Origin of the sequence: Gelidibacter algens, assembly GCF_001678675.1 — a bacterium.
Lineage (GTDB): Bacteria > Bacteroidota > Bacteroidia > Flavobacteriales > Flavobacteriaceae > Gelidibacter > Gelidibacter algens.
The window spans coordinates 119,243-145,026 of record NZ_LZRN01000009.1 but is presented as its reverse complement, the minus strand read 5'-3'; the positions used below and the strand labels follow the sequence as shown (position 1 = coordinate 145,026).

General features: G+C 37.7%; 21 protein-coding genes. 8 read left to right on the top strand and 13 right to left on the bottom strand.

The window, feature by feature from the left end; all coding sequences use genetic code 11:
- Positions 1–83: 83 nt before the first annotated feature.
- A complete protein-coding gene (locus tag A9996_RS06595) occupies positions 84–2,240 on the bottom strand; it encodes a S46 family peptidase (RefSeq protein ID WP_066432455.1) in 2,157 nt (718 codons plus the stop codon).
- A 224-nt stretch (positions 2,241–2,464) separates the two neighbouring features.
- On the opposite strand from A9996_RS06595, the gene A9996_RS06590 reads away from it, so the two are divergent.
- The 4 genes from A9996_RS06590 (at position 2,465) to A9996_RS06575 (ending at position 6,885) form a co-directional block, all read left to right on the top strand.
- Positions 2,465–3,538, top strand: coding sequence for a PA0069 family radical SAM protein (locus tag A9996_RS06590; RefSeq protein ID WP_066432453.1), 1,074 nt, complete (start codon positions 2,465–2,467; stop codon positions 3,536–3,538).
- A gap of 39 nt (positions 3,539–3,577) precedes the next feature.
- Entirely contained in the window at positions 3,578–5,290 is a 1,713-nt protein-coding gene (locus tag A9996_RS06585) for a helix-turn-helix domain-containing protein (RefSeq protein ID WP_111625879.1), read from the top strand.
- A gap of 216 nt (positions 5,291–5,506) precedes the next feature.
- Entirely contained in the window at positions 5,507–5,902 is a 396-nt protein-coding gene (locus tag A9996_RS06580; RefSeq protein WP_066432450.1) for a hypothetical protein, read from the top strand.
- Between the two features lie 122 nt (positions 5,903–6,024).
- Positions 6,025–6,885 (top strand): TraB/GumN family protein, encoded by an 861-nt coding sequence (locus A9996_RS06575; RefSeq protein ID WP_066432449.1) that lies wholly within the window; start codon positions 6,025–6,027, stop codon positions 6,883–6,885.
- 81 nt (positions 6,886–6,966) lie between these two features.
- On the opposite strand, the gene A9996_RS06570 is transcribed toward A9996_RS06575, so the two are convergent.
- The 5 genes from A9996_RS06570 to A9996_RS06550 all read right to left on the bottom strand — a co-directional run bounded on the left by A9996_RS06570 (position 6,967) and on the right by A9996_RS06550 (position 10,720).
- A complete protein-coding gene (locus A9996_RS06570; protein WP_066432447.1) occupies positions 6,967–7,623 on the bottom strand; it encodes an HD domain-containing protein in 657 nt (218 codons plus the stop codon).
- A gap of 81 nt (positions 7,624–7,704) precedes the next feature.
- Positions 7,705–7,992 carry a GxxExxY protein gene (locus A9996_RS06565; protein ID WP_083993869.1) on the bottom strand — a complete coding sequence of 96 codons (288 nt, stop codon included), beginning with the start codon at positions 7,990–7,992 and terminating at the stop codon, positions 7,705–7,707.
- Positions 7,993–8,293: 301 nt separating this feature from the next.
- On the bottom strand, positions 8,294–9,283 hold the full coding sequence (locus tag A9996_RS06560) for an acyl-ACP desaturase (protein ID WP_066432446.1): 990 nt from the start codon (positions 9,281–9,283) through the stop codon (positions 8,294–8,296).
- 11 nt (positions 9,284–9,294) lie between these two features.
- On the bottom strand, positions 9,295–10,032 hold the full coding sequence (locus A9996_RS06555; RefSeq protein WP_066432444.1) for a lysophospholipid acyltransferase family protein: 738 nt from the start codon (positions 10,030–10,032) through the stop codon (positions 9,295–9,297).
- Between the two features lie 277 nt (positions 10,033–10,309).
- Entirely contained in the window at positions 10,310–10,720 is a 411-nt protein-coding gene (locus A9996_RS06550) for a BrxA/BrxB family bacilliredoxin (protein ID WP_066432439.1), read from the bottom strand.
- 198 nt (positions 10,721–10,918) lie between these two features.
- Here A9996_RS06550 and A9996_RS06545 point away from each other — a divergent pair, with 198 nt between their 5' ends.
- From A9996_RS06545 to A9996_RS06535, 3 genes are all read left to right on the top strand, one after another.
- Entirely contained in the window at positions 10,919–11,689 is a 771-nt protein-coding gene (locus tag A9996_RS06545) for a TerB family tellurite resistance protein (RefSeq protein WP_066432437.1), read from the top strand.
- A gap of 177 nt (positions 11,690–11,866) precedes the next feature.
- On the top strand, positions 11,867–12,880 hold the full coding sequence (locus tag A9996_RS06540; RefSeq protein ID WP_066432435.1) for a dipeptide epimerase: 1,014 nt from the start codon (positions 11,867–11,869) through the stop codon (positions 12,878–12,880).
- Between the two features lie 3 nt (positions 12,881–12,883).
- Positions 12,884–13,927 carry an aminotransferase class I/II-fold pyridoxal phosphate-dependent enzyme gene (locus tag A9996_RS06535; protein ID WP_066432434.1) on the top strand — a complete coding sequence of 348 codons (1,044 nt, stop codon included), beginning with the start codon at positions 12,884–12,886 and terminating at the stop codon, positions 13,925–13,927.
- A gap of 39 nt (positions 13,928–13,966) precedes the next feature.
- Here A9996_RS06535 and A9996_RS06530 read toward each other — a convergent pair whose 3' ends face one another.
- The gene (locus tag A9996_RS06530; protein WP_066432486.1) at positions 13,967–15,451 is read right to left on the bottom strand and encodes a SusD/RagB family nutrient-binding outer membrane lipoprotein; all 1,485 of its coding nucleotides are present in this window, start codon (positions 15,449–15,451) and stop codon (positions 13,967–13,969) included.
- A gap of 11 nt (positions 15,452–15,462) precedes the next feature.
- On the bottom strand, positions 15,463–18,594 hold the full coding sequence (locus tag A9996_RS06525; RefSeq protein WP_245905299.1) for a SusC/RagA family TonB-linked outer membrane protein: 3,132 nt from the start codon (positions 18,592–18,594) through the stop codon (positions 15,463–15,465).
- A gap of 202 nt (positions 18,595–18,796) precedes the next feature.
- Between A9996_RS06525 and A9996_RS06520 the strand changes: the two genes are divergently transcribed.
- Positions 18,797–20,098, top strand: a complete 1,302-nt coding sequence (locus tag A9996_RS06520) for a D-alanyl-D-alanine carboxypeptidase (protein ID WP_245905300.1) — start codon at positions 18,797–18,799, stop codon at positions 20,096–20,098.
- Between the two features lie 13 nt (positions 20,099–20,111).
- Here the strand turns inward: A9996_RS06520 and A9996_RS06515 are convergent, their stop codons facing one another.
- The 5 genes from A9996_RS06515 to A9996_RS06495 all read right to left on the bottom strand — a co-directional run bounded on the left by A9996_RS06515 (position 20,112) and on the right by A9996_RS06495 (position 25,685).
- Positions 20,112–21,575, bottom strand: coding sequence for a M14 family zinc carboxypeptidase (locus A9996_RS06515; RefSeq protein WP_066432431.1), 1,464 nt, complete (start codon positions 21,573–21,575; stop codon positions 20,112–20,114).
- Positions 21,576–21,681: 106 nt separating this feature from the next.
- Entirely contained in the window at positions 21,682–22,350 is a 669-nt protein-coding gene (locus A9996_RS06510) for an N-acetylmuramoyl-L-alanine amidase (RefSeq protein WP_066432430.1), read from the bottom strand.
- A 63-nt stretch (positions 22,351–22,413) separates the two neighbouring features.
- Entirely contained in the window at positions 22,414–23,574 is a 1,161-nt protein-coding gene (locus A9996_RS06505; RefSeq protein WP_066432429.1) for a metal ABC transporter permease, read from the bottom strand.
- Positions 23,567–24,694 (bottom strand): metal ABC transporter permease, encoded by a 1,128-nt coding sequence (locus tag A9996_RS06500; protein WP_066432427.1) that lies wholly within the window; start codon positions 24,692–24,694, stop codon positions 23,567–23,569. Before A9996_RS06500 ends, A9996_RS06505 begins: the two co-directional genes overlap by 8 nt.
- A 226-nt stretch (positions 24,695–24,920) precedes the next feature.
- Positions 24,921–25,685, bottom strand: a complete 765-nt coding sequence (locus A9996_RS06495) for a metal ABC transporter ATP-binding protein (RefSeq protein WP_066432425.1) — start codon at positions 25,683–25,685, stop codon at positions 24,921–24,923.
- Positions 25,686–25,784: the final 99 nt, after the last annotated feature.

The window sequence follows — 25,784 nt, the reverse complement described above, 5'->3', positions numbered from 1 at the left end:
CGAACTAGTAAAATTAGTCGCTATTTTTATTATAATTGTAATCTCACTTCTAATGTCTAAAAGCGAAGCCATCTAAAATCTACTTAAGACTTTCCACCAACAATCGTCAACTCGTCAACAATATGTTTGGCATTAGAATATTTGTCTATCAACCAAAGTACGTATCTGATATCAACGTTGATGGTGCGCTGCAAATTGCTATCAAAAATAACATCACCAGCCATAGCTTCAATGTTTCCGTCAAAAGCCAACCCAATCAATTCACCGTTTCCGTTGATTACTGGAGATCCTGAGTTACCGCCAGTAATATCGTTGTCTGATAAAAAGTTTACTGGAAGTTCCCCCTTTTCGTTGGCGTAACGTCCGTAATCTTTTTTCTCGTAGATGTCCAACATGTCTTGTGGCAAATCAAATTCATCATCATTTGGTTTGTATTTGGCAACCATCCCTTTTAAAGTAGTATAGTTGTTAACTGCGGCGTCATTTCTGTCATCAGCAGGTAAAGCTCTCACTTTTCCGTAGCTCAAACGCAATGTAGAGTTAGCATCGGGATATTGGATGTTGCTCAACCCAGATTCACGTAACCCAGCAACCAACTTTCTAAAAGCAGCTTGATAATCATTTTCAGGTTGCACCAAATTTTCAGGTTGCTCTCTGTATTTTGTCAATAATTGTCCTGATAATTTGTACAATTCGTCATTTTCCAATTTTGCAGCATCCGGATTTTTTAAGAAGGCCTCCACACTTTCTTTTGAAGTAAAGATGCTCTCATCAAAAACAGTATCGATATAGGCTGTAAAATCATTGTTATTTTTATCAGCAACTACTCTTACCATTTCAGGTAGAGCGTAATTGGCCTTGGACGCATATAAATTGAGTTGCTTTGCAAGCACTTCTTTTTCTAAAGGCAAGTAGTAATTTTTATAAGACGCGTCAATAAAAGATTGTAATCTAGGCAGCATATTCTCACGCGCAGCTTCATTTGACTCGGCATATTGCTTTAAAGCGCCACCCATTCTTGATGGTAACACCGCAAATTTGCTAGCACGTAAAATCCCGGTTAGGTAATTGTCGTGTTGTGCTTTCTCATTGGTCAGTTTATAATAGGCGTTGATATCAGAAATAACGTTGCCGTATTCAGCTTTGTTTTTCTTTTTGTTAGCCCATTTGTCAAAAGCATCCTCAACTTTAGTTTTTGTCGCAACCGTTTTATGGGCCGTCAAAGCGTCAATCATACCGGCACGGTTTTTCCAATAATTGGCAATACTGGCATAAGAAGACGCGTACATTAAATTGATGGCATCATCATTATCCATATATTTTTTCATCACGTCCATGCTCAATTTTGAACCTTCAACCCAAGCAGGATAAGCAAACTTCACATTTTGTTCTACACCTTGTGCAGGCATCCAACGGTTGGTTCTCCCAGGATAGCCCAAAATCATGGCAAAGTCATTTTCCTTAACACCATTAAGACTTACAGGAAGGTGGTATTTTGATTTTAATGGCACGTTAGCTGTAGAATACTCTGCTGGATTTCCTTCGTTATCAGCATAAACTCTAAACAAGGAAAAATCACCAGTATGTCTTGGCCACTCCCAGTTATCAGTGTCTCCACCATATTTACCAACACTTTCAGGAGGTGTACCTACTAAACGTACATCTTTGTAATCTTCATAAACAAAGTAATAGAACTCATTGCCTTGGTAGAACGAACGCACAGAAACGGTGTATTTTCCACCTTCATTATTTTCTTGCTCAATTTTAGCAATTTCTTTGTTGAGAGCAGCTTCACGTTCTTTCTCGCTCATGTTATCATTAACTTGAGCTAACATACGTTTTGAAACATCATCCATTCTTACGAAAAATCTAACGTATAGGCTTTCTGGCTTCAATTCTGCATCTAAAGATTTTGCCCAATAGCCATCTTTAAGATGGTTTCTGTCTGCAGAAGATAATTCTGCAATAGCATCGTATCCACAGTGATGATTGGTCAAAACCAAACCGCTACCCGAAACAATACTGGCCGTACACCCGCCATTAAACTGTACAATGGCATCTTTTAAACTTTGATTGTTAATGCTGTAAATTTCTTCTGCAGTTAATTGCAGTCCCATTTTTTGCATGTCTCTATGGTTGAGACGCTCAATGTGCATCAAAAACCACATGCCTTCATCAGCCTTTATAGCAGATGAAAATGTCAACATAAAAATGGTAAGAGAGAGAAGTAATTTCTTCATTTTTTAAAATTATTTGTGAGCTCTAAAAGTATTCAATTTTTGGGAGGTTGTCAGGGTCAGCTAATGTTAAAAGGATGTTATTTTTTATCGGTACAAGAATGTTTAACTAACTCATAACGAGTGATTTTATCCACTCTCTACATTTTGTAGCCATCAAAAGTAGAGATGTGGTAGTATCTTTAAGGCCTCACTTTAACGACGAGAGTCAACAAAAAATCATAAAAATGGACCCAAATCCTACCATAAAAGGTCGTGGAGCACAAATCAACGTGCCCAATAGATTCTTCCAATTGAGTCATGAAATGCGCGATGATTTCCTTGAATATTGTGCTAAGGAAGGAGAAGACGCTGACAAAAATAAAACCCTTTACTTAGAAGTGTTTCCAAAAACAATTGTCAATAAAGTTGAAAGTCCTGATGTAGGTATGGGCTATTCCATGAATATGTATCAAGGTTGTGAGCATGGTTGCATTTATTGTTATGCGAGAAATACACACGAATTTTGGGGATACAGTGCAGGGCTGGATTTTGAGAGACGCATTCTGGTCAAAAAAGATGCACCAAAGCTTTTAGAAAAATTTATCAAAAGGAAAAGCTGGGAAGCACACCCCATTGTGATGTCTGGAAATACAGATTGTTACCAACCCGCCGAACAAGAATTTAAGCTCACACGGCAATGTTTGGAAATCTTTTTAAAATATAAACACCCCGTAAGTATCATTACAAAAAATGCCTTGATTTTAAGAGATCTTGATTTGCTCAAAGAACTTTCCAAAGACAATTTAATAAGTGTAAACATCAGCATTACGTCACTTTCAGAAGAGACAAGACGTGTGTTAGAACCCAGAACAGCAACCATCAAAAAACGATTGGAAACTGTAAAAATTTTGTCAGAAAATGGTATTCCCGTTAATGTGATGATGGCACCCATTATTCCATCTATCAACAGTCATGAAATATTGTCTTTAGCTAAAAATGTTTCAGAATTGGGTGCCTTGAGCATTGGTCATACCATTGTAAGATTAAACGGCGCTATTGCGGAAATCTTCACTGATTGGATCAAAAAAACAATGCCCGAACGTGCAGATAAGGTGTTGCATCAAATTGAAAGCTGCCATGGTGGGAGTTTAAATGATTCTCGTTATGGCACGCGCATGCGGGGTGAAGGTGAAATAGCCAAACAAATAAACGACATGGTCAAATTGGCAAAGCTCAAATATTTTAGAGATAAACAGATGCCAACACTCAATACGTCACTTCATGAACAATATAAGGATGGCCAGCTAAAGTTGTTTTAATTGTTATATTTGACACCATATTTTGATGGTCAACTTTCAATGAGCAAACAGCTTCTTTCATTCATTATATTTTTATTTGCATTCACTTTAAATGCACAGGAAAAGGACACCTTGGTTGCTTTGTCAAATGACGAAGTTGAGCAATTAATAGGTCAACAAATGAGGTCTGATCCTAAAGCGTCAATTGCCTATTCAAAACATCTTTTACAAAGAGCTGTAAAGGCCAATGATTTTGAAACCCAATGTTTAGCTTTCAATTTAATGGGTGCTTCCAATCGTGTATTGGGAAATTTAGGTCTTGCTTTGAAAAATCAATTGTCTGCAGAAAAACTTTTAGAGAAGTTTGACAATCCAGAATTAAAAGTAAGTGTGTACAACGCTTTAGGAAACACGTATTCTGATATAGGAAACTATGATAAAGTGTTGCCCGCCTATTTTAAAGCGATACGTATTTCTGAGTTCAATAATTTGACCTTGAGCACTATTTCCTTGAAACATAATTTAGCGTATTTTAAAGATCAAATTGGAGAATATGGGGAGGCACTTCAAATTATTAAAGAGAATAGAAAACTAATTCTTGAAAATGAAGGATCAGAGAATGTCAACAATTTCATTTTGTCTAAAAATGATATGCTCCAAGCCATGGTGTTTACAAAATTACGCCAACCAGATTCGGTTCTATTTTATGGAGAAAGAGCTTTAAAGGCTGCAAAAATTCAGAAGGATCAATTTTCAGAACAAGGCATTTATGAATATTTAGGCTCTGCCTATGCTGAAAAGAGCCAATATAAAAAGGCTTTTGAAAATTTGAATAGAGCTGATTCCTTGGGTGTTGCCATGGGCAACAATATTACACTTATGGAAACCCGATTTTCTTTGGCGTCGGTTCATTATCAGGTAAAAAATTATGATGAGGTGATTGCCATTTTGGAGAATTCCATTTCTGTAACGGAGCGTGACAGTCTTAACTATCCAAATAATGACGATAATTATAAGTTGCTAGCGGAAGCCTATAAAGAAAAAGGCAATTATGAAAAAGCAAATTATTATTTTGAGCAATACATTCAAAAGCACAATTTTAAAAAAGACTTACATCAAATTATAGATACAAGCTTTGATAAGAAGAAGGTTGAGGAATTTCAAGACGAACTACAACAATTAAAATCTGAGAAAGACGATCAACAAAATTACTTATTGTATTTGGGTTTAGGAGCAACCTTAGTGATTTTGGGATTGCTGGTCATACTTCTGAAATTTTATAGGAATAAGAAAAGGAACGAACAAAAATTCCAAGAACTCCATCAAAGATTGAATACTGTTAAAACTAAAGAAAGTGCTCAAATAGTAGATACTAAAGACGACATTTTGGAAGAAAATACAACTTCAGAGGTGGGCGAAGACGTAACGCAGCACATTCTTGAAGGGTTGAAAAAATTGGAGGCTCAAGAGTATTTTTTAAAACAAGACTGCAACGCTTATAACGTTTCAAAAAAAATAAAAACAAATACCTCTTATTTGTCAAAAGTGGTCAATTCACATTGCCAAAAGAATTTCAACACCTATATTAACGACCTTCGTATCAATTATGCCATTGTAAGATTAGAAAATGATAAGCGTTTCAGATCTTTTTCCATTCAATCTATAGCTGAGGAACTGGGTTATAAAAGTGCTGATTCTTTTACTAAATACTTCAAACAAAATACTGGTTTAAATCCTTCTTTCTACATCAAACAACTCAATAATTTAAAGTAAAAGCGTCCAGTTTTGCCCTAAATTTATAAAATTGGGGGTGGCTCATTTTTGTTTGCTGTCGCAACCTCTTTTTATTCTTAAGTTATTGATAATTAAATTTTTATAGTTTGATATTCTTGCCCTATTTTTCTAAAAATCGGGTTGCTTGTCTTGTTTTAGGGTTTTAATTGATGGAAATTTGATTTCAGAAATACCAATCATTTAAACCCTATTATTATGAAATCAAAAAAACTCATCATCACATTTATCCTCTTTGGAATATTTGGTTTTGTTGTTGGCAGAACAGTCATCAACTTTAAAAAAGACCACGACAGCACAGAGCAAATCCAAAGTATTTTAGAGACGCACTGCAACTGCGAAAAAATTAAAAAAACAATGTATGCTAAAGGTGTTCAATATAACAATGATGATGGCTTTACTACTGAAAAAGTGGAATATCAACTCATTAACTGTGCGTATTCCAATTTTAACGAAGAAGTGGAGCGCATTGACCAATTATTAAAGGACCAAGTAGAAGGATTTGAAACATTTGATCAAATTACATTAGACTTTGTATCTGAGAATCACCATCAAAAAATCAGTTTCAATAATGGTAAAATCCAACAGTTATGAAAACAAACTGTAAAACAAATCAAAAAATCAGAACCATTAAACTCCTCCTTGGTATTGTTGCAGGAGCAGCTATTTATCTCACATTAGAATTATTTTTTTAACTTTAAAAACATTATAAAATTATGAATACACTTATCAAAATTATCGCAACTATTTTATTGAGCATCCTTACCGCAGCCACAAACGCTCAAGAGTCAAGTAACCTTTGGAAGATTGAAGGCAACGGCATTAAAACTTCCTACCTTTTCGGGACCATGCACCTTATTCCACAAAAGGATTTCAACTTAAAAGATAAGGTCAAAACTGCTTTTGATAATTCTGAACAAGTCGTTCTAGAGCTCGATATGGCGAGCCCTGAATTCATGAAAGATGTTATGGCTTATTCTTATTTGGAAAAAGGAACGGAGTTAAAAGCGTATATGGATGAAAGTGAATATGAGTTGCTTGATAGCTATTTGAAGAAAAAAACAGGTACTGGCATGCAAATGTATAATACCGTCAAGCCATTTATGCTACTATCTGTTATTTTGATGGCTTCTTCAGATGAGCCTATGGCAAGTTTTGAAATGACTTTGATGACCATGGCAAAAGAAGCGAATAAAGACATTGAAGGTTTGGAAACCTACGCGTCCCAAGTGGCTATTTTTGAGCATACATCTTATGAGAAACAAATAGATGATCTTGTGGAGATGATCAAAAATCCTGAAGAAAGCGCTGTGCTTTACGATAAAATGGCGCAACTTTATATAGCAGAAGATGTTAAGGGCTTGTATGACTATATGGATGAATTTATGGATAATGATATTGAAATGATGAAGAAATTTTTAGATGATAGAAACCACAATTGGATTCCTGAAATTGCCAAATTTTCTAAAGAACATTCCACATTCTATGGTTTTGGTGCTGGGCATTTGGGAGGAGCGCAAGGCGTTGTCAACTTATTAAAGAATGCTGGTTACACTGTTACTCCAATACTAGATTAAGATTCAAAATTAGTTCAGTCTTTTGAGATTTTAAGACCACACAGCCCCGAAGCCTCGGGATTAAAACCTGTGAGGTCTTTTTTATTTTGTACCATCCCATTCTGCATAAAATTGATCGAGAAACGCTTCCATAAACTGATGGCGTTTTTCAGCTATTTGTCGTCCGGTATGTGTATTCATCTTATCTTTAAGAAGCAGCAACTTCTCATAAAAATGATTGATGGTAGGATCGTTTGATGCTTTGTACTCTTCCTTGGTCATTTTGAGATTTGGCTCGATTTCAGGATCAAAAAGCGCTCTGTTTTTAAAGCCGCCATAATTGAAGGTTCTTGCAATTCCGATGGCGCCCAGGGCGTCTAATCGGTCGGCATCTTGGATCACATCCAATTCTAAGGATTTGAATTTTTGAGGCTCATTTCCGCCTTTAAAGGAGATGTTTTCAATGATTTTGATGACGTGTTCTATAATGGCTATATCCACATTGAGATGCATCAAAAACTCACGGGCCACTTTCGGACCAATGGTTTCGTCACCATTATGGAATTTGCTATCGGCTATATCATGGAGCAGCGCACCAAGCTGAACTACAAAGAAATCCACAGTTTCGCCTTTTGCGATGAGCATGGCATTGTTGAGCACCCTTTGGGTGTGAAACCAGTCGTGACCACCTTCAGCTGCTTTTAATTGGTCTTTTACGAACGCAATAGTTTCGGAAATTTGATGGTCTTTTATCTTCATCTGGAATGGAACGCTGATGACACTGATTTTTTATGATTTGCACAGATAATTAATTCTCATTTGTTGAACCGGAATTCTAAATTATGAGTTGTTCTGATTTGAAGAATTGGAAAATATTTTTCTTTTGATCTGAGGTTTCTTTCCGAAGTTAAGCAACAACCCAACCTCTATTTCTCTAGCTTTTAGATAGTTTATAAGCTGAAACTCGTGTTCTTCGCATAGTGACTCCGCGGCTTTTATTTCTATAATTACGGATTCTGAAACGATTAGGTCAGCAAAATAGTCTCCAACTTGTTGTTGTTTATAATACACTTTGATTTGCTTTTGTTTTTCTACAAAAAGGCCTATCGATTTCAATTCTAAAAACATGGCATTTTCTTAAACCTTTTCTAGAAAACCATAACCCAATTGATTATAAACATTATAGAAGCATTTTAAAATAAGTTCTGTGGTTTCTGAATGCTTATAGTTTTCCAAAGTTCGATTTTTAAATTTAACGCTAATGACGCTGGTTTTATGATTGACACAGATGCACCAGTGAAAATCTGTCTCATCTGTGTCGTCAGCGTTTTATCTATAAATAAAATTGGAGTTAGATAACGTTAAGTTTACTAATTTGAACAAGATAATCAGTGTAAATCTGCTCAATCAGCGTCATCAGCGTTCTATCCTATTTGAGACTCGCCGGCTCAACCCACTTAAACTGATAAGAATTTTCAGGAATCTTCATACGGTCTGCCAAACGTTTCATACGGTCTGGAAGTTTCATGAGATAATCTCTTGCTTTTTCGGCATCATCAGTGAGATCCTTAATGTTGCCTATGTCCCAACGTTTGATCAATTTCTCTAAGATGTCTACATAATCGGCTGAGGTATAAACCCCAATGCGCTGTGCAGTATTGGAAAATTCCTCAAAAGCAGTTCCTATCTTATCACCAGACTCTCTTAAGAAGTGTGCAGGCATAGTAATTTTTTGCTTCATCATGGTTTGAAAAGCCACCATCATTTGGCTAGGGTCTACTGTAAATATACGTTCCACAAATTCAGAATACGCATGGTGATGGCGCATCTCATCACCGGCAATTATATTACACATTTTAAAGAGTTGCTTATTGCCATTGTCTTTGGCAATTTTTGCAACACGGTTATGGGATACGTAAGTTGCCAATTCTTGAAAACTGGTATAAATAAAGTTTTTATAAGGATCTCTATCGGTTCCAATATCAAAACCATCAGCAATTAAGTGTTGGGTGGTTTTTTCAATTTCTTTCATGTTGACACGCCCTGATAAGTACAAATATTTGTTGAGCAAATCCCCATGTCTGTTTTCTTCAGCGGTCCAATGACGTATCCATTTGCCCCAAGAATTTCGTCCCACTTGGTCTACACCTTCCACATCCATCAACCATGATTCGTAGGTTGGCAAAGCTTCTTCCGTGATCATATCACCTACTAAAACTACCCAAAAATCATAAGGCAGTTCTTTAGATAATTCGCGGATTTCTTTAACCTCATCATAAAATTTGTCGCTTTCAGAATTTGGTAAAAAATCACTGGGCTGCCAAATTTTTTCAACAGGGATTAAGTATTTTTCAATAAGTGATTCGACGTCTTTTTCCAGATGTTGCATCACTTCCAATCTTACATTTTTTAAAGACATAGTGCTGTAATTTAGGGATGAATATTTGAAGAAATCGTCTGTTCAACAGTCCTGATCAATTCTTCCTTATCTACAAAGGTAGCAATTTTGATAGGTTGATGTACAGTGAATTTCAAATGATTTCCTATTCCCATGGGAAATTTGCCATAGCGCAACATTTTCCATGAGTTATTGATACTGATAGGAACGATGGTACCTGAGGGCACTTTTTTGATCATTATTTCCAATCCTTTAGTTTGAAAAGGTTTGGGTGCACCGGTTTTACTTCGGGTGCCTTCAGGAAAAATAACCGCTGCACGTTTGGTTTTTTCAATGTACTCTCCAAATTTCATAATGGCGGGTAAGGCTTGTCTCGGATTTTTACGATCTATCAATACTGAGCCCCCATGGCGGAGGTTATAAGAGACACTTGGGATGCCTTTGCCCAACTCTTTTTTTGAAATAAATTTTGGATGGTGTTTGCGCATGTACCACATAATTGGAGAAATGTCATACATGCTTTGATGATTGGCCACGATAATGAGCGGTTGGTCCAAATTAATCTCATAAGGATTTGTAAATGTAAAACGCGTGCCCAATACATTGAGACAACGCATTAAGAAAAACTGCAGCCAGTCTACACTAATCTTATGCGCTTGGTAACCAAACACATTAAAGCAAATCCATTGAATGGGATGGAATATGACGAGTGTGATTATAAAACACATCAAATACAAAACAGTTAGGGGATAAGCCAATATTTTTCGCATGCTGCAAAATTAACAAAAACTTGGTCTAAAAACCTACTAATAATCGTTATGCCTATGTTGATTTACATTATAAATAGAATCCTCTGCAGCACTTCGAATGTTATTTTTAACGAGATTGAATTTTTAAATAACGTTACCTTTTTCAGATTGAAAATAGGATTTTAATTTTTTTAAAGGAACAACATGAAATCAAAAAACCCACGATAAATACCGTGGGTTTTAATAGTGTAAAATTAAAAGTGACGCTTCAAGCTCCATACTTCAAGCTTCTAGCTTTCTAACAGTGGTGGTTATAAGCATCCACAAGGTTTTCTGCAATCAATTCTGCAGGTCTTCCTTCTATATGATGACGCTCTAACATGTGTACCAATTCGCCATCTTTAAACAAAGCCATACAAGGTGAACTTGGAGGAAATGGCACCATAAGTTGTCTTGCTTTGTCGACAGCTTCTTTGTCAACGCCTGCAAAAACGGTGACAATATGGTCAGGACGTTTATCATTTTGTAAACTCATTCTCGCTCCTGGGCGTGCATTTGCTGCGGCACATCCACAAACTGAATTGACAACTATTAAAGTTGTTCCCTCTTTTGCCAGGGCTGCATCAACTTCTTGAGCATTATGTAATTCTTCAAATCCAACTTTTGTCAAGTCTTCTCTCATTGGTTTTACTAATTCTGCTGGATACATATATTTTGATATTTAAAATTAATAATTTATCCCGAAGCTCGGGGTTGCAAAGATATGAAAATATCCTTTTCACCGGGCACTAATAGGTTAGGATATTGAATGTAACCATTCGCGTTTTCAATACAAATTTCAGTCACAAAGTTCACCTTAAAAAGCTCAAACTATAGTATATTTGAAATTCTAAAATTAAAAAGAGAGATGAATTTTTCAAAATGGATTGGTGCAGGTTTAGGATGGTCTTTTGGTGGGCCAATTGGCGCTATTATTGGGTTGGTGTTGGGAAGTATTGCTGATTCGCTATCAAAAAATGGGACACCACTTTTAGGTGATTGGCAATCCAAACAAAAGCGTCCAACTTATGATAGCCAACCTCAGGCACGTCCGCAAACCCAACCTGGAGATTTCGAAGTCAGCCTATTGATTTTGGCCTCAGTGGTGATCAAGGCTGACGGGCATCAAGACCAGCGTGAACTGGATTTTGTGCGCCAGCAATTTGTAAACATGTACGGTCAGGATCGTGCCAACCATGCCTTCAAATTATTTAAGGGCATCAATCAGCAGCAAATTCCGGTGCGTCAAGTGTGCGTGCAAATACAGCGCATGATGGATCATGCGTCCCGCCTTCAATTGTTGCATTTCCTCTTCGGAATTGCCAAAGCAGACGGTATGGTGACAGAGAATGAAGTGAGTCAAATTTATACCATTGCAGGATATCTCGGTATAAGTTCGCGTGATTTTGAAAGCATTAAGGCGATGTTCTATGATAGCAGTGACAATGCCTATAAAATTCTTGAAATCACAAAAGAAGCAAGTGTTGATGAAATCAAGACCGCATATAGAAAAATGGCCAAAAAATACCATCCAGACCGTGTGATCCATTTAGGTGAAGAGCATCAAAAAGGAGCCGTGGATAAATTTAGGCAGGTACAACAGGCTTATGAGAAGTTGCAGAAGGAGCGTGGATTTTGATCGTACAGCTATAAAATTTTATCCTTTACAATTTAAAGCAGCACATTTGAAATTATTGAGAATTGCAGTTTAAATATGCTTAGAGCAAACTAATCCATTTAAATATTTATTAATTTAGTTCACTATAAATATACCTGAGTTTTGAGATAAACAAAGGGTGTTGTTAAACGCTACACTATGCAACTTATACTAAGACCATATACCCTAAAACTAAGACACACTTTTACAATTTCGAGAGAATCCCGCGATGAACAAGCGTCATTGGTTGTTGAATTGAGAGAAGACGGCGTGTCTGGCTATGGTGAGGCCACGGCAAATCCGTATTACAAAATTGGAGTCCCTGAAATGATGAGCGATTTAGAGCAATTGGAACCGCTCATAGCAAAATCATCAGGCATGCCTCCCGACGAATTTTGGGAAAAGATGCTTTCGCAATTACCAAATAATAAATTTGCTTTATGTGCTTTAGATTTGGCTTATAATGATTTGTACGCAAGAAAAGAAGGCAAAAAGTTATATGAACTTTGGGATTATGACACTGCCAACAATCCATTAACAGATTATACTATAGGTTTGGATACCATTGAAAAGATGGTATTTAAAATGCAAGAGATGCCATGGCCTATCTATAAAATAAAATTGGGTTCGCATCAAGATATTGCTATTGTTACAGAACTGCGCAAACATACCGATGCCATTTTTAGAGTGGATGCCAACTGTGGCTGGTCGGCAGATGAAACCATTGCAAACGCCAAAGTGTTAAAAGAATTGGGTGTAGAATTTATAGAACAACCTCTCCCTGCAGATGATTGGGAAGGCCATAAGAACGTATTTGAACACTCTGTACTACCAATAATTGCCGACGAGAGTTGCCAGGTAGAAGCTGATGTTGACAAATGTTACCAACATTTCCATGGTGTCAATGTAAAACTGACCAAGTGTGGGGGCTTAACCCCAGCACGCCGTATGTTGGTAAAAGCACGAGAATTGGGAATGAAAACTATGGTAGGTTGTATGACCGAATCTACCGTAGGGATCTCAGCAATTGCCCATCTATTACCACTTTTAGATTATGTAGATATGGATGGATCCCTACTATTGGCCAATGATATTGCCACTGGTGTAAAGTTAGAAAATGGTACGGTTATATATAGCGACCTCAACGGCACAGGTGTCACCTTAACCTCATAATGGATGACTGTTGAGCAATTTCCGGATAGAACTATTTTAATTGAAGGAAAGACGTATTTATATTTCGGAGGGACTTCTTATTTGGGGATGGCTACACACCCTGACTTTCAAGATCTGCTTTACAAGAGTTTAAAAAAATGGGGGACAGCCTATGGGAGTTCGAGAAATTCAAATATTAAATTGGGCATCTATCAAAAGGCAGAAACTTTATTTGCAGAAATTTTAGAAGCTGAAGCGGTACTCACAGTTTCTTCAGGCACTCTTGCGGGAAATCTGGTGATTGCTTATCTGGCACAGAGCCACGATCATTTTTTTCATTATCCGAAAACACATCCCGCAATTTTAAAAAGTTCTAGCAAGCCGCTATTTGTGGATGGAAAATTGGATCCTCAATTAACAAATGGCATAGAGGAATCCATCGTTATTGCTGCAGATGCTATAACGTCTTTAGCAGTTACACCTACAAACTTCGATTTTTTGAATGATATTTCTTCAAGCAAACGGATTACTTTGTTGGTGGATGAATCCCACAGTTTGGGAATTATTGGAGAACACGGCAGAGGTGTTTTCAGAACTATGACACACCCAAAAATTTCGCAAAAAATAATGATCAGCTCATTAACCAAGGCCTATGGGTGTTCTGGAGGTGTAATTGCAGGAGATCTTAAACTTATTGGAACAATTAAGAATGATGCGGTGTTTATCTCTGCTTCAGGCATGAATCCCATTTTTTTACAAACTTTTTATGAGGCTCAAAACTTGTTCGATCAACAGTTTAAAAAATTAAGGGAAAATCTGCGTTTTTTGTATGCCGATCTTTATTTGTCGGAGGCTTTTCAATTTGATCCTAATTATCCAGTGATCTACTGCAATAGTGATGGTATTTTTGAGTATTTGAAATCTAAAAGCATTATCATCACCAATTTTAAATATCCCAATTATGATACGATGATGAACCGGATCGTGATTACAGCAAACCACACCCAACAAGATTTAAAGCATCTTAAAACAGCATTGATGTTGTTTCAAAAAAAAACCCTTCACTAAAATTAGATGAAGGGTTTTTTATAGATTACCAATTGACTTTTAGTTTTGAGCGTCCCACCACACCGGAGTTACTGGTGTTTGTTGGTTGGCTTCAACATTAATCCTGTTTCTAGTCAATTCTGATGATGGATAGCTGGCACGTCTAAACCATTGACCTGCGAATTCACCACTAGAATCTTCTTCTTCACGAATAGTCAAACCTGTGAACACATCATCAGAAAAATCATAACGTCTATGGTCCACAAATGACTCTGGATTTAAAAAATTGTGAATGTATTTTTCTTTCATGATATGATGGAGCATTAGTCCAGAAGCTCCGACATCTATGGCGGCATCAGCCAGATAGTCACTGCCATCAACTCCGTATTTATTCATACTTGCTGCTATACCCATCATATAGGCATCATAAGCCGCTGCCGTAGCTCCTGTACTTGTAGTTGTACCTCCATTGGCTAAAAATGCGGCTTCAGCTTTGATGAAAAGAGCTTCAGCATAACTAATGATCATAATTGGAGAGTCAATACTGGTATAGTAACCACCTTCAACAAATCTGGCGTTGCCTGGTGTCCCATCGGGACTATCGCCACCACCTCCACTTATAAAACCTTTCCATTCTGTACTGCCTTCATCTCTTGTGCCAAAGCGTGGTAACCGGGGGTCAATGTCCAGTAAGTCACTTTGAAAAGGATAATAGTCGCCGTTCATGGAACTTACTAATTGACTAGCCAAATCGTTATGAAAATTACCTGTATTTCTGGCCACAATTTCTTGGGCGTACCACGGATTAATGGTTCTTTCATTATACTCCAGCTGAAAATCATCTGTATTGGATGTGAAACCGTTGGCAATTGTATTTAAGACATCATTTGCAGACACGGTGCCTGCATTTACCAAGTGCAATTGATAACGCGCTTTTAAGGTATAAGCAGCACGTAACCACTTATCTATATCACCACCATAGATTAAATCTTCACTCCCAAGAGTGATATCAGAGTTATCTGGTGCTTCCAATGCAGTAATTGCGCCATCTAATAGTGAAAATATATCGTTATATACAGACTGTTGTGTGTCAAAACCAGGAAATAAATTTCCTTCACCCAAAGTAGCCTCCCTGTAAGGAATATTATCCCAAGAATCAGCGGCTATACCTAAGTTCATGGCTGTAATAATATCAGCAACAGCTGCATAATGTGTAGCATTGGCTGCATCAGCCTTTTGCTTAATGGTTTGAACATTTGGGAGTATGTATAAGTATATATTACTCCATAATCCAGAAGATGATGTTTCTCCTGCTGCGGTACCACCTTGACCTACAAAATTTTGTGCGTAGTTGCCGTATGTAAGTTCAGCAGAATATTGCCCTTCAATCGTTCTTAGAATAACGGGTGCCATCAAATCACTAACTCTAATCTGTTCTTCCTGTGCTGTACCTGAAGGTGTGTTTACGTCAAAATAGTCGTTACTGCAAGAGCTTGCACTCAAGACAAGTAAAGTTATAACTGTTGTTTTTAGTATATTTTTCATCTTCATCTTTTTTAAAATCCTAATTTAATTCCAAACGAAAAACTCTCACTCAAGGGTGTTCCAAGTCCAGTAAATCCGTAAACATTGCTACCGGCACTGTACTGATTGCCTTCAGGATCATAGCCATCATAAGGTGTCCATAACAAGATGTTATGGGCACTAAAGGAAGCACTTAAATTGTCCATTTTTAAGGTTTTTAGAATATTACCTTCAAAATAATAGGTCAACCCTATGTTGCGTAGTTTAACCCAAGAGGCATCTTGAACCAATACTTCAGCAGCTCTATTATAACGACCAGAGTCTCGGTAATAATTTTGGTCTATCAGACCTGGTGTGGTATTAGTTACATATCCGCCGCTCCCATTATCCATAACGCCATCAAAAACAATAGTTTCATCTCTAAGCACGGTGGTTTCAAGAACACCGTTTCTAAGTGCATTACGCCTTCCTGCATCGTAAAGGTCGCCTCCTTTTTTCCATTCCAACAAGAAATTGAAACCAATGTTTTTGTATCTAAATACATTGTTTATTGAAGCAATGAAATCTGGGAATGCGTTTCCTACTTTAACACGTTCGTCTAAATTAACCCGTGGCAACCCATCAGGTCCTAAGTAGAGCTGGCCATCTTCATAGCGCCACGTATAGCCATATAAATCTCCCATATTATCACCTTCCCTGATTTCTGAGGTAACACCAGCAAATCCTGAATCGGCAAAAATTAGGGCGTCAATATCATCAGGTAAAGAGAGCACTTTCCCTTCATTGGTACTCCAATTGATTATGGTTTCCCATTTGATAGCATCAGTGCTTAAGATATCATAAGACACTAAAAATTCATGTCCAAAGGTTTCAAAATCACCAGCATTTCTTGTGATTCCCGCCAATCCTGTTGAGTACGCGGTACCTACTGTGAAAATTTGATTTTTTATGCGGGTTTTGTAATAAGCGTAATCAAGTCGTAATCTATTATTAAAAAAGCGTAAATCAGTTCCAACTTCAAAAGACCTATTTCTTTCTGGAGTAATGTTCGGATCGCCAATAGTGATATCGGCTCGATAACCTCCAGCACCATTAAATGGGAAATTGCTGTCTGAAACAAAGTACTGACCAATCTGACCAAATAGAGGACCTTTCCCAACTTCAGCCCATGAGCCTCTAAGCTTACCAAATGTAAATATTTCACTGTCCTTATCAATTAGATCATGAAAATCATAAGCTAAACTGACAGAAGGGTAGAAGAACGATCTATTTTCTTGTGGCAATGTTGAGACCCAGTCATTTCTTCCTGTAATGGTTAGGAACAACTGATCTTTGAAGTCTATTTTTAACTCTCCAAAAACACCTATGTTTCTTAACTGAGTGACATTTTTATCAGCAAAAATATTGATTGTATTGGCAATGTCATTGATTCCTGGAACATTCAGAGTTTCACCGCGAATCATGGCATAATCTCTTTTTGAGTCTGAAATTTGATTTCCTAATGTCAATGTGGTTCCAAAATCTTCTGACCAATCTTTTTCAAAACTTACTAATAAATTAGATTCCAATCCTAAGAAATTAATATTTTGATTAACAATGAACCCACCAACTGCTGCACCTGCATCAAGATCTGGTGCAACAAAACGATTCCTTTGATCAGAATAATTATCAACCTGAGCCGCATATGTAACATTGATCCAATCTTTAGGCGTCCAATTTAATGTTACGTTTCCAACCCATCTGTTCACATCATCAGTTAATGGACTTGTTTCTAATAAATAACGAGGATTATCAATCACACCAAAAGAGTAATTACGCTGAGTGCCATTTGGATTGATAAAATCGTTAATTGGGAACGTTGCAGAATAATAGGACAAAGAACTAAATACCGATTTATCACCACCATTGCCGCGTTTACCGCCAGCATTGGTGTAACTAATGGAAGAGTTAATATTGAAATTATCAGCGACTTTGTAACCCGCTTTAAATCTTAAGGTTGTTTTGTCATAATCTGTATTCGGTAAAACACCTTTCTCACTATCATTACCTATAGAAAAATAGTAGTCCATTTTTTCTGTGGCACCACTAATGTTGAAATCTATTTGAGAGTTAACACCTGTTTGAAAAAGATCATATGGATCATAGAAACGGTCTCCAGTAAGATCTACAGTATTGCCACCCACAACAGCGCTGTCAGCACTGTATTCCGGTCCCCATGAAAAAAACGAGGTACCGCCAAGTCTGGTAAACCCTGTTTCAGTTTCAGGTGTGTATAAGGTTCTTGGAGCGCCATTAAAACCTTCTCGATATTTGGTTTGAAGTTCTGGGGTTGTGTTTATGCTTCTAAATGTTGTTGAGGCGGAAATACTAACTTTAGCTTTCCCTAATTTTCCTTTTTTTGTGGTAATAATGATGGCTCCATTTGCTGCCCTCACACCGTAAAGAGCAGTGGCTGCAGCGCCTTTTAAAACATTATAACTTTCAATATCTTCAGGATTGATGTCTGAACCTCTATTGGTAAAAGAAAACTGTTCTGAGCTACTTGGTGAGTTGGATCCAGCACTTGGGAGCACACTCCCTGAGAAGGTATCATTATCTAAAGCTAATCCATCTAAAATGATCAAAGGTTGATTGCTCCTGTTTGGGTTTACTGACGTAATACCCCTAATTAAGATATCAATACCACCTCCAGAAGAACCTGAGGTTTGACTGACTTGAACACCAGCAACACGACCTTGTAATGCAGAAAGTGGATCTGTTGAACCAGTAAGATCAAGATCTTCAGTTTTAATTTGGGTGACGGAATAACCCAATTCTCGTGTCTCTCTTTTAATACCAAATGCGGTCACAACCACTTCATCCAGTGCACCTGTGTCCTCCTCTAATTTAATATTCATAACAGAATCAGAGATTGGTGTTTCAACTTTCTTGAATCCAATATAGGTGAAGATTAATACATCTCCTGAAGAGGCATTGATGGTATAATCACCATCAAAATTTGTTGTGGCACCTTTGTTTGTGCCTTTTACTTGAATGTTGACCCCTGGCATTGGAACGTTATTTGCATCAGTAACTTTACCAGTTACGGTAATGTTTTGAGCGAATAACATCAAGCACGCAGAAGTAAAAAAACCAAGTAATGTGAGGGTAGTTTTTTTTTGCATAATATGAATTGTTTTTGTTAGACTAGCTTAGTAAATGTAGCGAATATTATTTTAAGTTGCATATTTCCAGCTTCTTAGATTGAATATAAACAATTGAGGAGTATCATATTTTGACAATCTTATTTAAGAGATTATTGATGTCGCTTGGAAATTTCTAAATTTATAGTGTAACTTTAAATGTCGATAACGTATACAATTAAATATGAACAGAGTGTTAGATTATTTGAAAACAACGCCTTTAATGGGACGTTTTTTTGCTGTTGTAGTACTTTCATTAATGCTTCTTAATTGCAAATCATCTCATATTTCAAAACACTTAAAAAAAGCGGTGAGCAGCAACTTTTATGAAAATCAGTTTACGGGCTTGATGGTCTATAATCCAAGAACCAAGGATACAGTGTTCAATTTTAATGGAGAACGGTATTTCACACCGGCCAGCAACACCAAAATTTTCACTTTATTTACCGCGCTACAGTATTTGCCTGAAAAAATTCCGGCTTTTAAATACGCCATCCATCAGGACACGCTGATTGTTAAAGGAACGGGAGACCCAAGTTTTCTGCATCCTTTTTTTAAAGACAGCACCGCCATTAATTTTATGAAGAATTTCAGCGCCATAAAACTTGTTACGAATAATTACAATAATGAAAAATTTGGACCGGGGTGGGCGTGGGAAGATTATGACACCTATTATAGTCCAGAACGCAGTGCATTCCCCATGTATGGTAATGTATTGAAAGTTTCTAATACTACAGATTTAAAGACTTCTCCAGAGTTTTTAAAAGCGCAGACAACTTACACCTTAATGGACAAGCGCCGAGATTTTAATGCCAACAATTTCTTTTATAAACTTACCGACAAAGATACCATTGAAGTGCCATTTGTTATGGATACCACTATGGTGAAACAACTTTGGGATAATTTGCTTCCTAATAAGGTTGAGATCATTCCCTATACCAGCGCAAACACTGATAAGATTCTTTACAGTATTCCGTCAGACAGTTTATACAAACGGATGATGCAGGTAAGTGATAATTTTTTGGCTGAACAACTGTTGATTTTAGCCTCTTCAACAGTGTCTGATACTTTAGATGCTGATACCATACGTAAATCCATTCTTGACAACCAGCTCAAACATCTCAAGCAGCAACCCCGTTGGGTGGATGGCTCCGGATTAAGCCGCTACAACCTCTTTACGCCGTTATCCTTTGTACAGGTTCTTGAGAAGCTCTATACCGAAATTCCAAGAAAGCGTTTGTTCAATTACTTTCCCGTTGGAGGAAATATTGGCACTTTAAAAAACTGGTATGGAAGCGATAAAGGCCCCTATATTTACGCAAAATCAGGCACTGTAGGAAATAATTACTGCTTAAGTGGGTATTTATTGACCAGCTCTGGCGAGGTATTGATTTTTAGTTTTATGAACAACCATTACACGACATCTTCAACCAAAGTTAAGGAGCAAATGCAACTTATTTTCGAATATTTGAGAGATCACTACTAGTCTCAACTTGTGCTTACTTATAGAAAATGGCATTCTTAAAATTGCTTTTTTTGGTTTGTAAGTTGATCAAGAATCCGTTCACAACGGCGTAGTCCACGCTACCATCTTTTTGGAGGACAAAATTAGGATTGTTGCCAATATTCACATAAAACCCTGGTACCTTTTGATCTTTGCTCAAAATATTAATGGGCACGGAAACGTCTTTGTCCTTTTGAGAAAATTGCGCCAATCGCACATAGGTGTATCCTGATTTTAATAAGCCATAAATGTCCATAGCCTCCAAATCGGTCATGGTTTGAACGATTTCAGGATATACTTTTCCTTCTATCAAACGATAGCCCGTAGCATCCAAAGTTTCGTAACCATAAAAGGTTGATAAATCGCCTTTTTCAACAATACTTCCTACATTGTAGAAGGTCTCGTGATTTTTGTCCTCAACTTCCAAATGATTGATACCAATGTCCAAAATATAATCATTTCCTAAAAGTTTATGGGTAAAACGTTCTATTTTTAAATCGAATAATTTGCGATCGTTTTCTGGTATTTTTTCATAATCTTCCAAGGGAATACTTTTGTATTCTCCGGTGGCAATTATGTAACACGCAGATAAAATAGAGACAAAATTAAGCTTTCTGATTTCTTGTTTTTCAACATCGTTTTTATAACCACCAGATTCAATCAAAATGGCACTTGTGCCCCACAGTTGGATGTTGTCACCAAAAGCGCGTGGCTCAAAATCATCGTTGTAACGTCCTACTTGTCCTGGTGCATATTTTTGGATAATGCTGTTCATATACACAATCACTTTCATGGCGTTTCCGCGAACATCATTGATGTCCTTTTCATAATTGTAGGCAGGCGCTAAATAGGAAATAGTAGCAGGTTTAGCTGTGCGCTCAGCATTGTAATAGGTGCTTTGGTCATGAAGATTGAATCCAAAATCAGCATCCAGACTGTCTCTGATGCGTTTAAGGATTTTGCTTTCTGGAGATTGCAACATCAGTGCGTCTCTGTTGATGTCAACACCCAAAACGTTACGTCTGGTAAATACCTCAGCACCATCAGGATTGAGCATAGGTAAAAAATGAAGCGTGACCTTGCTTAAAAGTTCTTCTTTTTCCGATTTGAAATCAGCGCTGTTCAAAAAATTAAAAATGTCAAAAATGGCTTGGGTGGCGGTGGGTTCGTCCCCATGCATTTGAGACCACAAAAAAACGCTGGTATCTCCAGTTCCGATACTGATCAAGCTGATTTTTTTTCCTTTTATACTCTCGCCCACTTTCTGAACGGTATACTTAGGATCGCTTTCGAGCTTCATAATCAGCGGTTGGATGTCGTCATGTTTGATACGACGATTGTCCAGACTTGCCTCTTTATATTTTGAGTAGCTGTCGTAAAGATTGGTAGTCATAGAATTAACTTGTGCCATTGCAGAGAATGAAACAATGGCAAGGACTAAGGTGAAAATAGATTTCATTTGTTAATTTTTAGTGTTTTTTATTGACAAACCTGTCCGTTCCGTTCAGTCGGGTGATTGCCTTAATTATCATGTCGGTTGGTTTCCCAAATATGATTAGACCATTTTATAATGCTCTATTAATTTTGGCCGGAGCTGATTTCAAATTGAATTTTTTAGTGCCTTTTTTAACGGCCTTCATAAAGTCTTCTCCTGGATCAACTTTTTCTGTTCTATAACCGTCATCTTTCTCAAGCCATAACTCATGACCTTCAAAATTAGTATATTCAAAATGACCAATGAGGTATTCAATAGGATACTTTTTGCTTAAATAATTGACCAACCAAATGTTCGATTTTATCTGAGCTTTGGTTAGAGGCACATCTGCAGTTCCTCCAACATTTTCAACACCAATGGCTACGTGGTTTAAACCGATGACATGCCGTGCCATTGTGGTTTCGGGCATTAAACGGTAAATGGTACCATCCAAATCCACTAAAAATTGCGAAGAAACATTTAGACTGCTTGCGGTGGCAATATCAGGCCTGCTTGGCAATTCAGATTTATAAAACGCATTAAACGATTGTTGGAGCGTTGGGATTTCCGTCCAGTGCAATACGATCATTTTTGGTACGATGGTGGAATTGTCTTGCTCCAAACCATAACGGGTTAACAAATAGTCTTTGGTAAGTTGGATGCGTTCTTCATCAAAAATAATGGGTTTGTCCACTATTTCTTTAAAACCGCCACAAGCAAAAAATAAAAGCATGCTAATACTAAAGAGGGTATATTTCATTGTTGAACATTTGGTAGAAATCAAAGTTAGCGAAATTATTTGGTCCTAAAGAAATTGGTAAAACTAACCCCTGAACAAAAAGAAATCTTCTTTCATATCTTCAATTTGGGCATCCTCATTGGTAACGATATAGTTGATGGCTTGAGACGTAAACGCATCTCCTTTTTCAGTAAGGGAAACGATGCTATTGTTAATAAGAATCATGTTGTTTTTAAGTGCTAGATCCAAAACAGTCTTGCTTCTCACTTTTTGCCAATTGATATGTTCGTTGAGATGATTGACGTGTCTTTCCCGTTCTTCGCTATGATTTTTAAGGTGCAGTAAAAACGTCAGTAAAGAAACTTCAATACGTTGTTGCTTTTCTCTGTATGTCACGGCTATAAGTCCTTTACTTGGCGCAAATAAGTAAATGATAAAAAACACCACTCCAAGGGTCGTCGTAATTGATCCAGCAATTGAGGCATCCAACCAATGTGCTACCCAGTATCCAGCAATGGCGCTAAACACTCCGAAAAATATGGCGAGCCCGAGCATTTTTTTTAAGTCGGTGGTCAGTAGATATGCACAGGCCGCTGGGGCAATCATCAAGGCTACCACCAATATTGCACCAACCGCATCAAAAGCACCAACAGTGGTAACAGAAGCAACGGTCATCAGTCCATAATGGATAATGATTGGTGAAAATCCGAGAGAGGCTGATAAACCAGCATCAAAAGTGCTCACTTTTAATTCTTTAAAAAATGCAATCAGCAGCGCAATGGTGATGAGCAAAATAGTGCCAATAACCCATAATGATTTTGGGCCAATGTCTGTTCCTCCAACCGTGAGCCGGTCAAAGGGTGCAAAAGCTAATTCACCCAATAACACGGCGTCAATGTCTAAATGCACGTCGTTTGCATTTTTGGCGATCATGATGACGCCTATACTAAATAAGACAGGAAATACTAATCCAATAGCAGTATCCTCCTTTACCAATCCTGTTTTTTGAATCCGTTCTACTAAAGCTACGGTGATCACTCCAGTTAGAGCGGCCAATAAGATGAGAAGTGGGGAGTTGAGGTCTTGGGTAATAAAAAAACCAACCACAATTCCTGGTAATATGGAATGACTAATGGCATCACTGATCATGGCCATTTTACGGAGCACCAAAAAAGTACCTGGAATGGCACAGGCCACGGCCACTATACTCGCGATGAGTTGTATTTCCAATTGTGCACTAGACATCTGCTTTGAAGTTTTGGTTATATAAATTGGCTGCGGTTTCAAAACCTTCTTCTGTTAAGCTCCACATAGTACCATCAATGGTTACATAGTTTTTGTTGACCAATTTCTGAAGGGTTTTTTTTGTAAACCCTTGAAAATTGTTCAATATTTTAATGGCGTGAGGATGTGAAATATCGTCATGGGTCTCTGCGATGCGATACATGAAGGAGAGCGTTTTTTGAAGTTCCAAATCTCTTCGGTTATTGATAAACCGGATTTGACGAAACAACAATCCACGACTGGGTGAGAAAATGAATGAGAAGACCACAAATACGGAAGCGACAATAACAATCACTGGACCTGTTGATAGGTTGTTTTGGCTGGCGCTGATGGCTGTTCCAAAAACACCGGAGAAGGCCCCGAAAATTGCAGCTAAAAGCACCATCTTGCTTAGGCTATTTGTCCACTGCCTTGCCGCTGCGGCAGGTGCCAATAACATAGCGCTCATAAGTACCACCCCCACCGTCTGCAGGCCTAAAACAATGGCCAACACAATAAAGGTTGTGATTAAAATATCAATAAATTTGGTATTGAAGCCTAAAGTTTTAGTGTAATCTGCATCAAAGAGCAGCAATTTGAATTCCTTCCAAAACAACAGCATGACCACCACACAAATTCCGGTTACTATAGCCATCAACCACACGTCGCTTTCCACTAATGTAGCGGCTTGTCCAAAGAGATATTTGTCCAATCCCGCTTGATTTGCGTTGGGTTGTTTTTGGATAAAGGTGAGCAATAGCATCCCGAATCCGAAGAATAAGGAAAGGATGAGTCCTAAAGCGGTATCTGATTTTAGGTGTGTTTTACTGATGATGCCCCTGATCCAAAAGGTGCCAATAAGTCCACTGACCAAAGCACCAAGCAATAACGTGTTGCTATCTTTTGCGCCGGTGATTAAAAAAGCCAGAGCAATTCCTGGTAGGGCGGCATGCGAAATGGCGTCTCCTAGCAAACTTTGTTTCCGCAGCACCGCAAAACTACCGAGCATTCCGGTGACAGCGCCTAAAATAGCGGTGCCTAGCGTGATGGTTCGCAAGGTGTAATCACTGAAAACTAAAGAAAAGTACTCTTGTAAATTCATAGCGCATTCCTCCGTAGGCAGGAATCTTTTTTTATTATAATTTTTCAGGTTTTGAGTCTGAAAACTTCTAGCTTATTTAAATCTTAACGTATATTTTTTTTGCCACGAATACACGAATGTTTTTTTATAGTTCTCATTTTGCAAACCTTTTCAGCATTTTGAAACGTTATGGGTCAAACATAATGTCAGTCAACTGCCAACTGTTGACTGCATACTACTGCCTTCTCTACTTCTGCACACTCACCTTATAATTAATTCCATAAGTCTTCGTCAAGTTATCATCATTAAAAATATCTTTAACCGGACCTGTAGCGATTTTTTTAACGTTCAAAAAAGTCACCCAATCAAAATATTCTGGAACCGTTTGCAAATCATGATGCACAACTACAACTGTTTTTCCTTCTTTTCGCAATTCTTTTAAAATATTGATAATGGCAATTTCGGTAGTAGCATCTACACCTTGAAAGGGTTCATCCATAAAATAGATAGAGGCGTCCTGTACCAATGCTCTTGCCAAAAAAATGCGTTGCTGTTGTCCGCCAGAAAGCTGGCTGATCTGTCTGTTTTTAAAGGGGAGCATGCCCACTTTTTCCAAGGCTTCCAAGGCTGCTTTCTTTTCTTTTGCTCCAGGGCGTTTGATCCATCCCAAACTTCCATAAGTACCCATCATCACCACGTCTAGCGCAATGGTGGGGAAATCCCAATCCACACTTCCTTTTTGTGGTACGTAAGCTACAAGCGAACGCTGTTTTTTATAGGGTTTTCCATAAATACTGACACTTCCTGCAATAGGTTTGAGAATACCCAAAATGGCTTTGATCAAGGTAGATTTTCCAGCACCATTTGGGCCAACAATGGCCATCAGCACACCTTCAGGAATTTCAAGATCTATATCCCAAAGCACAGGCTTATAGTTGTAAGCCACTGTCAAGTCATCAACTTTAACGGCAAATGCGGTTGATGCATTTGATTCTTTCATGTTATCATCCATCAATATGGCTTTTATTGGTCTCAAATTAAGTAAAAACTATGTACTTTAGGGCATCTCACTTTGACTTCCAAAAATTTTGACACGGATTTCACGAATTTT